Origin of the sequence: Martinezella tropici (assembly GCF_008370325.1) — a bacterium.
Lineage (GTDB): Bacteria > Pseudomonadota > Alphaproteobacteria > Rhizobiales > Rhizobiaceae > Rhizobium > Rhizobium tropici_B.
In genome coordinates this window covers 373,088-384,895 of sequence record NZ_VNIP01000006.1, presented here as the reverse complement: position 1 = coordinate 384,895, position 11,808 = coordinate 373,088, and the positions used below count along the sequence as shown (strand labels likewise).

At 61.2% G+C, this 11,808-nt stretch carries 9 protein-coding genes; 2 read left to right on the top strand and 7 right to left on the bottom strand.

The features are described from left to right. Positions 1-14: 14 nt before the first annotated feature. From FP026_RS10235 to FP026_RS10225, 3 genes are all read right to left on the bottom strand, one after another. Entirely contained in the window at positions 15-395 is a 381-nt protein-coding gene (locus FP026_RS10235; RefSeq protein WP_149634510.1) for an RDD family protein, read from the bottom strand. Between the two features lie 101 nt (positions 396-496). Continuing rightward, positions 497-2,944, bottom strand: coding sequence for a GcvT family protein (locus tag FP026_RS10230; protein ID WP_149634509.1), 2,448 nt, complete (start codon positions 2,942-2,944; stop codon positions 497-499). Positions 2,945-2,953: 9 nt separating this feature from the next. After that, entirely contained in the window at positions 2,954-3,832 is an 879-nt protein-coding gene (locus tag FP026_RS10225; RefSeq protein ID WP_149634508.1) for a choline/ethanolamine kinase family protein, read from the bottom strand. 321 nt (positions 3,833-4,153) lie between these two features. Between FP026_RS10225 and FP026_RS10220 the strand changes: the two genes are divergently transcribed. Next, a complete protein-coding gene (locus tag FP026_RS10220; protein ID WP_149634507.1) occupies positions 4,154-4,963 on the top strand; it encodes a DeoR/GlpR family DNA-binding transcription regulator in 810 nt (269 codons plus the stop codon). Between the two features lie 58 nt (positions 4,964-5,021). Here FP026_RS10220 and FP026_RS10215 read toward each other — a convergent pair whose 3' ends face one another. Next, a complete protein-coding gene (locus FP026_RS10215; RefSeq protein ID WP_149634506.1) occupies positions 5,022-5,903 on the bottom strand; it encodes a LysR substrate-binding domain-containing protein in 882 nt (293 codons plus the stop codon). Positions 5,904-6,018: 115 nt separating this feature from the next. On the opposite strand from FP026_RS10215, the gene FP026_RS10210 reads away from it, so the two are divergent. Beyond that, positions 6,019-7,041 carry a YeiH family protein gene (locus FP026_RS10210; protein ID WP_149634505.1) on the top strand — a complete coding sequence of 341 codons (1,023 nt, stop codon included), beginning with the start codon at positions 6,019-6,021 and terminating at the stop codon, positions 7,039-7,041. Here FP026_RS10210 and FP026_RS10205 read toward each other — a convergent pair. The 3 genes from FP026_RS10205 to FP026_RS10195 form a co-directional block, all read right to left on the bottom strand. Then, the gene (locus FP026_RS10205; protein WP_149634504.1) at positions 7,004-8,830 is read right to left on the bottom strand and encodes a bifunctional diguanylate cyclase/phosphodiesterase; all 1,827 of its coding nucleotides are present in this window, start codon (positions 8,828-8,830) and stop codon (positions 7,004-7,006) included. The genes FP026_RS10210 and FP026_RS10205 overlap by 38 nt on opposite strands. A 240-nt stretch (positions 8,831-9,070) precedes the next feature. Beyond that, positions 9,071-10,855 carry an IlvD/Edd family dehydratase gene (locus tag FP026_RS10200; protein WP_210247970.1) on the bottom strand — a complete coding sequence of 595 codons (1,785 nt, stop codon included), beginning with the start codon at positions 10,853-10,855 and terminating at the stop codon, positions 9,071-9,073. A gap of 7 nt (positions 10,856-10,862) precedes the next feature. Next, positions 10,863-11,747: an NAD(P)-dependent oxidoreductase gene (locus FP026_RS10195; RefSeq protein WP_149634502.1), complete on the bottom strand. Its 885-nt coding sequence runs from the start codon at positions 11,745-11,747 to the stop codon at positions 10,863-10,865. Positions 11,748-11,808: the final 61 nt, after the last annotated feature.

Below are 11,808 nucleotides of genomic sequence, written 5' to 3'. Positions count from 1 at the left end.
CCACCCCATTCTCGTCAACGATAAGTTACGATTGAGTCGCCCGAGAATCTCCTTCGATATGACGGCAAATACCATATCGCAAGCGGACCGAACACCATGCGGTAAAAGGCCTGCACAAAGCTCAGCCTATCACCATTGGGTAGCGCGACTTTCAACCCAAAAAGAAGCTTTCCAGGGGTCGCTTGGAGCATGCTGCTTTCAAACGCCGGGAAGTAAAAAAGCAGCGTGATCATGAGCCAAAGGAGCGTCGCCCCCATGAGAGGCGTTGGTGGTTGCCCAGCAGGAGAATCCATATATTCAGGGAACCATGCGTCAGCCGCGAAGGTGGGCGCGAGCGCCATGAAAACAAGCAGAATGAGATCCACCAATCCCGCGAGTATTCGCCTGAACCTCATGATACCTCCGCAAATGCAAGTTTAGCGTGTACAAATAGGCTAAGGTCCGGCAAAAGCAATATGGGCTCCAGAAAATCAACGCCGCCTGACACCCTCCGTAATCACCCCTTGATCCGCGCCATCTGCGGATCATAAAGCGGCTTCAGCGACACCTGACATGGGACGCGTTGCTGCGCGACATCGAGCTCGTAGCGACCCGAAAGCACGAAATCCTCCGTGACGCCGTTGGGGTTACGAACATAGCCGTAGCCGATGGCCTTGCCGATCGTGTAGCCGTAGCCGCCGCTCGACAGCCAGCCGATGCGCTGCCCGTCGCGATAAATCGTCTCGCGACCGAGAAGCACGGTTTCGGGATCGTCGGGCACGAAGCAGGCAAGCATCTTTTTCACGCCCGATGCCAGCTGCCGCTCGATCGCCTCGCGGCCACGGAATGCGATATCCCTCTTCATCTTGACCGCCCAGGCAAGCCCGGCTTCGACCGGCGTATGATCCGGCCCGATATCGGAGCCCCAGGCGCGATACCCTTTCTCCAGCCGGCAGCTTTCGATGGCGCGGTAGCCGGCGTTGATGAGGCCGTGCTCGCGGCCGGCCGCCATCAGCACGTCATAGACGGTGGCGGCATATTCCACCGGCACATGCAGCTCATAGCCGAGTTCGCCGACATAGGTGATGCGCAACGCCCGGACCGGGCAGCCGGCGATACCGACGGTCCTCACCCTGCCGAAGGGGAATGCGGCGTTCGAAACGTCGACTGAGGTGACGGCCTGCAATATCTCGCGCGATTTCGGCCCCATCAGTGACAAGACCGAATAGGCCGAGGTCACGTCCACCAATTCCGCATGCATCTCTGGCGGGATTTTGCGGGCGATCCAGTCGAAATCATGGGTGGCAAAGCCCGTGCCCGTCGTGATGTAGAACTCGTTTTCGGCAATGCGGGCGACGGTGACGTCACATTCGATGCCGCCGCGGTCGTTGAGCGTCTGGGTATAGGTCAGGGCGCCAACTGGCTTGGCGACGTCATTGGAAGCAATCCAGGAGATCGCCGCCTCGGCATCCAGGCCTTTCAGCACGAATTTGGCGAAGGAGGTCTGGTCGAAGATGACGGCCGCTTCGCGCACAGCCTTATGCTCCCGGCCGACGGCATCGAACCAGTTCTGCCGTCCATACGTGTACTCGTCCTTCGGCTCCTCGCCGGCAAAGAGATCGGCAAACCAGTTCGGCCGCTCCCAGCCGAGCTTTTCGCCGAAACAGGCGCCCTGCGCCTTCAGGCGATCGTAAAGCGGCGACTTGCGGCAGGGCCGGCCGCTGGAATGCTCCTCGAAAGGCCAGGCCATGGTGTAATGCTTGCCATAGGCTTCCAGCGTGCGGGTGCGCACCCAGTCGGTGTCGAAATGCGGGCGGCCGAAGCGCCTGATATCGACGGGCCAGAGATCGTAGGGCGGCTCGCCCTTGGCGACCCATTCGGCCAGCGCCATGCCGGCTCCGCCGGCCGAAGCGATGCCGAAAGCGTTGAAGCCGGCGCCGACGAAGAAATTCCTCAGTTCCGGCGCCTCGCCAAGGATGAAGTTGCCATCGGGCGTGAAGCTTTCGGGGCCACATAGCAGCTGCTTGACGCCGGCGGTCTGCAGCGCCGGCACGCGCACCAGCGCCTGCTCCATGATCTGCTCGAAATGGTCGAAATTGCTGTCGAGCAGCGTGTAGTGGAAATCCCTAGGGATACCATCGAGAGCCCAGGGAATGGGATTGGGCTCATAGCCACCCATGACCAGTCCGCCGACCTCCTCCTTGTAATAGGTCAGCCGGTCCGGATCGCGCAGCGTCGGCAGGTTGGACGGCACGCCGAAGGATTCGGTGATGAGATACTGATGCTCGACCGAGACGAGCGGCACGTTGACGCCGAAGCGGCCGGCGAAAGTCCGCGTCCATTGCCCCGCGCAGACGACGACGCGCTCGCATTCGATGCGGCCCTTCTCGGTGATGACGGCGCGGATCCGGCCCTTGTCGATTTCCAGATCGAGAACCTCTGTATCCTCGAAGATCGACACACCGCTCATGCGGGCGCCCTTCGCCAGCGCCTGGGTGATGTCGGAAGGATTGGCCTGCCCGTCGGTCGGCAGGAAGGCGGCGCCGACGAGATCCTCGACATCCATCAGCGGCCAGAGATCGAAGGCCTCCTTGGGCGTCAACAGATGCATCTGCAGGCCGAAGGACTGCGCAGTCGTCGCCTGCCGCTTGACCTCCGTCCAGCGCTCCTCGTTGCAGGCGAGGCGCAGGCCGCCATTCATCTTCCAGCCGGTGGCAAGCCCGGTCTCCGCCTCGAGCTTTTTGTAGAGATCGACGGAATAGCCGAGCATCTGCGTGATGTTTGCGCTGGTGCGCAGCTGGCCGACGAGACCGGCGGCGTGGAACGTCGTGCCCGAGGTCAGCTTCTTGCGTTCCAGCAGCACGGTATCGGTAAAGCCGAGCTTGCCGAGATGGTAGGCGGTCGAGCAGCCGATGATACCGCCGCCGATGACGACAGTCTTTGCTGTAGACGGCAATTCCTTCATTGCATCACCTCAAGAGTCGCGAAAACTCTGCCAGGCGCTCTCAAATCGCCGCAGATTTTCAGCTGTATAGGAAGAATAATCGAATTCGATGTCGGAATGGATTTCCGAGACCATGCTCCACATCGTCTCGCGCAGGAGCGAAGCGCATTTCATCGCCTGATAGCGCCGGCGCAGATCATCGCTGACGCCAGTCTCGAAATAGGCCTCCAGCATCGCCTCTTCCTGCGCTCCGGAGAATTCATTGTTGGAGGCAAGGCCGCCGAGGTCGAAAAGCGGCGTGTTGAACCCGGCATAATCCCAATCGATCAGCCAAAGCCGCTTGCCATCGTCGAGGAAATTCGCGGCCAGCAGATCATTATGGCTGAAAGCGATCTCGAAAGGACCCGCTTCGCGTTCGAGCCGCTCGGCGATCTCCAGAAAGGAAGGCAGCAACGCTCGGTGCCGGCTACCACCGGCCTCGAGAACGGCCGCATAATCCCTGACCACATGGAAAACCCAGAAGATCGCCGCCTGCCCGCGGAAATACCTGCCGACATCGCGATGACAGGACCGGACAAGCGCCACGACACGCGCCATCATTGCGGGGTCACCTATATCCTCGGCCGTCAGCGGCTTTGCGTCGATATAGTCAAGCACCAGTATGCCGGACTCGTGATGGATCACGGCGGGCGAAAGACCAGCTGCATGGGCAGCCCTGCTCGCCGCCAGCTCATTGGCGCGGCTGATATGGTGGACGGGAATATCCGCCCCAAGCCGGACGACGAAACGCCGGCCAGCGTTGCCGACCAGATAGTTGCGATTGGTGATGCCGCCGACCAGCGGGGCGATCTCGATCGGCCCGCGCCAGATGCTGAGAGAATGTATCCTGTCTTCCGGCGTCGCAGTCATTCCCCGTCTGGCCCCCTCAGGTACCACTGCCGAGCATCCTTCGGATGAGAAAGGTTCCTTACAAACGCGAAGCTGTCAAGTGCACCCCACAAAATGAAACGAAGATTTGGCTTTTTGTTGGTTTCGAAGGGCTGATCGAATTGGATGAGCTATGGATATCGCAAATACGGCGCTTCACCATAGGTGGGATTTGTCTTAAAAACTCAAGCGCGAGGCAATTGGATCAAGCCTGTGCGCATTGACGCCTCTGGCGGCGACAGGGTTATCATTCCGGATGCCATGCACATTTCGGGATCAATACCCTCAATAGGATCAGCAACCATGTCGGGCATATCCCAGCCACCGCTTCACTCCAATCATCGCGAACGCGAGATCCTGGAGGAACTGCGCTTGGCCGGTGGCGCGAGCCGCATCCAGTTCCTGGCCGAACGGCTCGGCGTTTCCGAAGAGACCATCCGTCGCAATATCCGCAGCCTCGAAGCCAATGGGCTCGTTACCAAGGTGCATGGCGGCGTCCACATCAAGGATTCGATGATCGAGCCGCCGCTGCATCTGCGCATGAACGAGAACGCGGAGGCCAAGCGGATGATCGCCGCCTCCGTCGCATCCATGATCGAGGACGGAGACGCGCTCTTTCTCGATGTCGGCTCGACCACGGCCTTCATTGCCGTAGCGTTGCAGAAGCACCAGAATCTCTTCGTCGTCACCAATGCCGTCGCGGTCGCTCACGCGCTCGCAACCCGCAACGGCAACCGCGTCTTCTTCGCCGGCGGCGAGCTGCGCGGGCATGACGGCGGCGCCTTTGGCATGGAGGCCGCCAATTTCCTGCGCCGCTTCAACATACGCCATGCCATCCTATCGGTGGGCGCCATCAACGCCACCTCCGGCTTCATGCTGCACGATCTCGAAGAGGCGGAATATTCCCGGGAAGCGGCCGGCCGCGCCGAAAACTGCATCATCGTCGCCGACAGCGCCAAATTCGGGCGCAGCGCGCCCATCATCCTCAACGAACCCGCCGCCTTCGACACGCTGGTCACCGACGACACGCCGCCATCAGACATTCGCGCCATGCTCGAGCGCAACAACATCGAACTCGTGGTCGCCAACCGGCAACGGGCCGAGCGGCGATAGATTGAAAGTGATGCTATCAGCATTGCCGGCATCCGCTTCTGGAATGTGTTGAATCTACTTAATCCTTACACATTGCTTCCAGCGTCTGGGCTGCCTTGCTGGCATGACGCTCCTTGTGACGCAGCAGCCGGAAGCTGCGGACGGGCAGATCGAACGTTGCTTGAACCAGCATACCCTGCCCGAGATAGGCTCTCGCCGCAGCACTGGAAATAGCCGCAGCGCTTTCCCCGGCACAGACGGCGGATAGTACCGCTTCATTCGAGGGAAGGACGAGCGCCACGTCGAGATCGCCTGGCGAAGCGCCAAGCCTGGCGACCGCATTCTCGAATTCCGAGCGCGTGCCCGAGCCTTCCTCGCGCATCACCCAGGAGGTGCCGGTAGCGAGGTCGACGGCGGTCAGCTGACGTCTGTCCGCCCATGGATGATGCGGCGGCACGACGATGACGAGCGCATCCTGCGCGACGGTCTTCATCGACAGCGCCGGCGCATCCACTTCGCCCTCGATAAAGCCCAGCTCCGCAGCGCCATCGATGACGGCTTCCGTGACGGTTCGCGTATTGCCGATCGTCAGATCCAGCGCGATGCCGGGATAATCGCGACGAAACCGCATCAGCAGTGGCGGCAACCAATAGCTGGCGATGGTCTGGCTTGCGTAGAGGCTCAGACGGCCGCGCTGTAATCCGGCAAGCTCTGACAGCATGAGTTCCGCCGAGCGCACGCGGGCGAGCGTCGCCTTGGCTTCGCCCAGGAAGGACCGCCCCGTCTCCGTCAGCTCGATCCGCCGGCCGACGCGGTGAAACAGCTCCACGCCGTAATAGGCCTCGAGATTCTTGATCGCTGAGCTGACGGCCGAAGGCGTCAGATGGATGGCTTCAGCGGCATTGGTCAGATGTTCGCGCTCGGCGACGGCGACGAAAATTGCGAGTTGCTCGAAGGTCATGGGAAATCATTCTAATTTACCGAATGAAACATAGGATAATATTCGATGGATGTCGACATCGACAGGTGAGACTTTCCCGCCGTCACCGAAGCATAACAACGAATGACGGCACGATATGTCACTTGCTCAACGCGTCAGCACGATCCTTCCCGGCCTCGCACTCACCTGTGCCGTCGCCCTTCTCGCCTATGCCGGCGAGCATGTCGAAGTCGTCCTGTTCGGAGGCCGATGGATCGAAAGCCTGGTACTTGCCATCGCGCTCGGCATTGCCGTCTGCACTCTCAAGCCGCTGAACCCGGCCATGAAGCCGGGTATCGATTTCAGCGCCAAGATCCTGCTGGAAATCGCCATCGTGCTTCTCGGCGCCTCTATCAGCCTCTCGGCCATTCGCGGCGCCGGCGTTTGGCTGATCGCCGGCATCGCCATCGTCGTCATTTTGTCGATCGCCGCCACCTACGTCATCGGGCGAGCGCTTGGCTTGCCGCCGAGACTGGCAACGCTGATCGCTTGTGGCAATTCGATATGCGGCAACTCGGCCATCGTTGCCGTAGCCCCCGTGATCGAGGCGGATTCGCAGGAGATCGCCGCCGCCCTCGCTTTTACCGCCGTTCTTGGCATTGCGGCCGTGTTTCTGCTGCCGCTTTTCTATTTCCACCTCGGCATGAGCGTACCGCAATACGGAACCCTAGCCGGACTGACCGTCTACGCGGTGCCGCAGGTACTGGCCGCGACCGCGCCCGTCGGCCTGCTCGCCGTTCAAACCGGCACTCTCGTCAAGCTCGTCCGCGTCCTGATGCTGGGTCCCGTGATCTTTCTGTTCGGCGTCATCACCAAGGCCGAGGCAGTTGGCACTGACGCACGCGGCAGCCACCATCATTCGCTTGTTCCCTGGTTCATCTGTGGCTTTCTTGGGCTGATGGCCCTGCGCTCCTTCGGCCTCATTCCGGATGTGCTGGTTGCCCCGATGGAGGTGGTCTCTGGCATCCTGACCGTCATCGCCATGGCGGCACTCGGCCTGTCCGTGAATATCCGCTCCGTCGCGCATGCGGGCGGCCGGGTAATCGCCGCTGCGACACTGTCGCTGCTGATGCTCGGCCTCATCAGCTACGGCTTGATCGTCGCCTTGCAGATCCAGTAGCACGCGCTCCCCCCGTGGGTCGGTTCTTGTCCATGACAAAAGCCGCTTTCAGCAACGCGGCAACCTCGCTTCCCAAAGCGGGGTAGCCGATGGCATAGCCTTGGAGTTCGTCGCAGCCGAGTTCGGCCAGAATGCGTGCATGTTCTTCGGTTTCGACCCCCTCGGCAACGACCTCGACATTCAAGGCCCGCGCAATATCGACGATGGAGCCGACAAGCCGGCGCTGTTCGTCGGACACCGTTACCGCCGTCACCAGTTGCCGGTCGATCTTCAACCGCTTCGGCTTCAATGTGACCAGGCCGATCAGCGACGCGTGGCCCGAGCCGAAATCATCGATCTCGATATCGATTCCCATCTTCTTGATGCCGGCAATATTGGCAAGCACCTGGTCGTCAGGAGCATCGAGAAAGATGGTTTCGACCAGTTCGAAGGCGATGGCATTGCGGGGCATCCTGAGTGCCCTCAGCCCTTCGATGAGATCCGGATCGGCAAGCCGGCGCCCGGAAATATTGACGGCAATGCGCGGCGGCAAGAGGCCCTGCGACACCCAGTCCGACCGGTCGGCAAGTGCGCGCTTCAGCACGGCCACATCGATCTCGGCGGTGAGCCCGTATTCGTCGGCCACCTTCAGGAAGGCGATCGGGCTCAACAATCCCCTTTCCGGATGCCGCCAGCGGGCGAGCGCCTCCAGCCCGACAATGCGGCGACTGCGGGCATCCACCTGAATCTGATAGAAGGGCTCGATCTGACACAGCACCGGCGCCAAACGCAATTCGTCGGCCAGTTGACGTTCCGCCTGCAGGTCCGATTGCAGCTTCGGCGTGAAGAACTCCACCCGGTTGCGGCCGAGTTTCTTGGCCTGGAAAAGGGCGACATCGGATTCCGCCAGCAGATTGCCGGTACTGCCGGCCTCGCTCATGGCCACGCCGATAGAGGCGCCGATCTTCAGCATCTCATTGCCGAAACGCACCTCGCGTCGCAATCGCCAGAAAATATCATTTACGATCGCTTCCAGCCTCTCGGCGTTGCCGACATTCACCAGGGCGGCCACAAATTCATCGCCACCGATACGCGCGACTATGTCGTTGGCGGTTATGGCTCCGGATACGCGCGCGGCAGCACTCTGCAATGTCGCGTCACCGGCCGCATGACCCCATTTGTCGTTGATCTCCTTGAACCCGACGAGATCGATATGGAGCACGGCCAACGTCTCGATAGATGCGTCGTTGCGTAATTCGGCCAATCGCCGATCGAAATAGCGCCGGTTCGGAAGGCCGGTGAGATAATCGTGATCGGCGGCGTGCTCGATTCGCGCGCGGCTCTGCTCCAGCGCAACGGCGCGGGCCTCCGCAATGGCCTTTTGGCTGGTCAGCTCGCGATTGAGCAATACGTCGGCGGTTACATCCCATTCGGCGCCGATGAAGGAAGGCGCGCCGTCGGCATCTTCATAGTAATGCGCGCGCGAGCGCAGATGACGCACCTCACCGCTGGGCAAAATGATGCGGAACTGCGAGTTGTAGAAACCCTTCCCCTCGAGCGCGATCTGGAAGTCGTTGATCGCGCTTTCATGATCCTCGGGATGCAGCGCCTTGAACCAGACATTGGAGGAAACCCGGCGATTATGGCGCCCGGTTCCGTAGAGCTTGTGCATCTGCTGGTCCCAGAGCAGCTCCTGTTCGTTGACGTTATGCTGCCAGACGCCGATTTGAGACGCCTCCAGCGCCAGCTCCAGCCTTCTCAAAAGGTCTTGGAACTCTTCTTCGCTTCGCCCTGATGTCGTCTCTGCCAAAGAGTTCCACCCCCTTCGGAAACTGAAGAGACCGCATAACCGCTGCTAATTATATATGCACTACTCCCTTTCACGAACTTTAATGGTAGCGCATTGGTATTCGGTCAGCAGTTTTTCGATATCCCAGCTGGAGCATGACGCCGAAACGTGTAAACGGCTTTCGGACGACATCATGCTCTACTTGTTTGATTCTAGCGCGGATTCAGATTGTAAGTCGATTTTACCGAAAATCATCCGGCGCTAATGGTTATGCCTCGGCGGTATTGCGGCGATATTGCGGAAATCCGCTGCGCCATCGAGGACGGCGCCATCGGAAAGCTGCGTGACCGAACGGCGATAGATCCGCTGCCACGGCGTCGCATCCGGCGGAACGGCCGGAATGCCGTTACCCTTCCGGCGCTCGATTTCCGCCTCGTCCACCAGCATGTCACAGCGACCCTGATTGAAATCGATGCGGATGATGTCGCCGGTTCTGACCCAGGCAAGTCCGCCGCCGGCGGCACTTTCCGGCGATGCGTTGAGGATGGACGGGCTGTCGGCCGTACCCGACTGGCGACCGTCGCCGATCGTCGGGAGGCTGCGGATGCCCCGCTTCAGAAGCGCATCCGGCGGCTGCATGTTGACGACCTCGGCCGAACCCGGCCAGCCGATCGGCCCTGCCCCCCGAATGACCAGGATCGTGTTCTCATCGATCCCGAGTTCGGCATCGTTGATGCGCTTATGATAATCCTCCGATCCATCGAAGACGACAGCCCTGCCCTCGAACACACCTTCGCGGCCAGGCTCCTGCAGGTAACGGCCGCGGAACTCCTCGGAGACGACGCTCATCTTCATGATGGCGAAATCGAACAGATTGCCCTTGAGGACGAGGAAGCCGGCACGCTCCTTCAGCGGATCGGCGAACGGGCGGATGACCTCGCGATCGGTCGCCTCACGACCCTTCAGATTCTCCGCCATCGTTCTGCCTGTGACCGTCGGACAGCTTCCGTCCAGCTTGCCCACCTGCAGCAGCTCCCACATGATGGCCGGAACGCCGCCGGCGCGATGGAAGCGCTCGCCGAGATAGGCGCCCGCCGGCTGCACATTGGCGAGCAGCGGAATGTCGAAGCCATGCACCTGCCAGTCATCGGGATAAAGCTCGACGCCGGCGTGCTTGGCCATGGCGGCGAGATGCGGCAGCGCGTTGGTCGAGCCGCCAATGGCGGAATTGACGCGGATGGCATTGAGGAAAGCCTCGCGCGTCAGCACGTCCGAAGGCTTGATATCAGCGAGAACCAGCTCGACCGCCCGCCGTCCGGTGCGATAGGCCATCTGGCCGCGCTCGCGATAAGCGCCGGGAATGGCGGCGCAGCCGGTCAGCGACATGCCGAGCGCTTCCGCCATGGCATTCATGGTCGAGGCCGTTCCCATGGTGTTGCAATGGCCGATGGAGGGCGCCGAGGCGAGCGAGGCCTCCATGAATTCCTCCTCATCGATCTCACCCGCCGCCAGCTTGCGGCGCGAACGCCAGATCACCGTTCCCGATCCCGCGAGCTCACCCTCATGCCAGCCATCGAGCATCGGGCCACCGGAGAGAACGATCGCCGGAATATTGACGGTCGAGGCTGCCATCAGCGCCGATGGCGTGGTCTTGTCGCAGCCGGTCGTCAGCACGACGCCATCGAGCGGATAGCCATAGAGCACTTCCACCAGGCCGAGATAGGCGAGATTGCGGTCGAGTGCCGCCGTCGGACGCTTACAGTTCTCGAAGATCGGATGGGTCGGAAATTCGATCGGAATGCCGCCGGCATCGCGGATGCCGTCGCGCACGCGCTTGGCAAGATCGAGGTGATGACGATTGCAGGGCGTGAGATCGCTGCCGCTCTGGGCAATGCCGATGATCGGCTTACCGGATCGCAGCTCTTCCGGCGTGATGCCATAGTTCATGAAGCGCTCAAGATAGAGCGCCGTCATATCGATATGATCCGGATTGTCGAACCAGTCCTGCGAACGCAGACGACGCTTGGATGCACCCTTATCGTTCATCACTTCCTCAAGCCTTTCCTCGGGCATTCTTGTCTTCCAGATGCTGCAGCAAACCGCTGTGATCCTGCTCCCCGCCGCCATTCTCGACGAATTCGGCAAATTCGGCTCTTACGGCTTCGGTCAATGGGAGCTGCAGAGACAGGCTTTCCGCCGTGGCGAGAGCCGCATCGAGATCCTTCAACTGATTGCGGGCGGTTCCACCCGGCTCGAAGTTGCGCTCAATCATGCGCTGACCATGCAGCTCCAGAATCCGGCTTTCCGCAAAGCCGCCGCGAATGGCATCCCGAAACGCCTCACGCGAACCGCCACCGGCCTCGACCAGCAGCATCGCTTCCGCAACGGCCCCTATGGTGACGGCAACGATCTGCTGATTGCCGAGCTTTGCGAGCTGACCCGTACCGCTGGGGCCAACGCGAGTCACGCGTCCCAGAGGCGCCATGATATCGCGCACGCTGTCTATCACCTCGGTATCGCCGCCAGCCATGATCGCAAGCGTTCCCGCTTCGGCACCCACGACGCCGCCGGAGACCGGAGCATCGATATGCCGGATGCCGCGCTCGGCAAGCTTGCCCGCATGTTCGCGGGCAATAGCAGGCGATATCGAGCTATGGTCGATCACGATGGCGCCGACCTCAAGCGCTTCAGCCACGCCGCCGCCGAACAGGACCTCCCCGACGGCGCCGCCGTTGGTCAGCATGGTGAAAAGAACGGATGCTCCCCGCGCCGCCTCGACCGCCGTATCAGCAACGGTCGCGCCATCGACAGCCAAAGGCTCCGCCTTGCTGCGGTCGCGATTCCAGACTGCCACCGCGAAACCGGCGGCGAGCAGCCGCCGCGCCATCGGCGCCCCCATCAAACCCGTACCGAGAAAGGCGATCTTTCTGCCCTGCATAAATATCCTCCGAATTGCAACGCATCGGACACCGAAACCGGATAGCGGAGCGCCCTTCGTC

Excerpts from the sequence above, each read along its gene's own strand:
- FP026_RS10215 (WP_149634506.1), bottom strand. The coding sequence starts at position 5,903 with ATGACCTTCGAGCAACTCGCAATTTTCGTCGCCGTCGCCGAGCGCGAA.
- FP026_RS10200 (WP_210247970.1), bottom strand. The coding sequence starts at position 10,855 with ATGAACGATAAGGGTGCATCCAAGCGTCGTCTGCGTTCGCAGGACTGG.
- FP026_RS10210 (WP_149634505.1), top strand. The coding sequence starts at position 6,019 with ATGTCACTTGCTCAACGCGTCAGCACGATCCTTCCCGGCCTCGCACTC.
- FP026_RS10195 (WP_149634502.1), bottom strand. The coding sequence starts at position 11,747 with ATGCAGGGCAGAAAGATCGCCTTTCTCGGTACGGGTTTGATGGGGGCG.
- FP026_RS10220 (WP_149634507.1), top strand. The coding sequence starts at position 4,154 with ATGTCGGGCATATCCCAGCCACCGCTTCACTCCAATCATCGCGAACGC.
- FP026_RS10225 (WP_149634508.1), bottom strand. The coding sequence starts at position 3,832 with ATGACTGCGACGCCGGAAGACAGGATACATTCTCTCAGCATCTGGCGC.
- FP026_RS10235 (WP_149634510.1), bottom strand. The coding sequence starts at position 395 with ATGAGGTTCAGGCGAATACTCGCGGGATTGGTGGATCTCATTCTGCTT.
- FP026_RS10230 (WP_149634509.1), bottom strand. The coding sequence starts at position 2,944 with ATGAAGGAATTGCCGTCTACAGCAAAGACTGTCGTCATCGGCGGCGGT.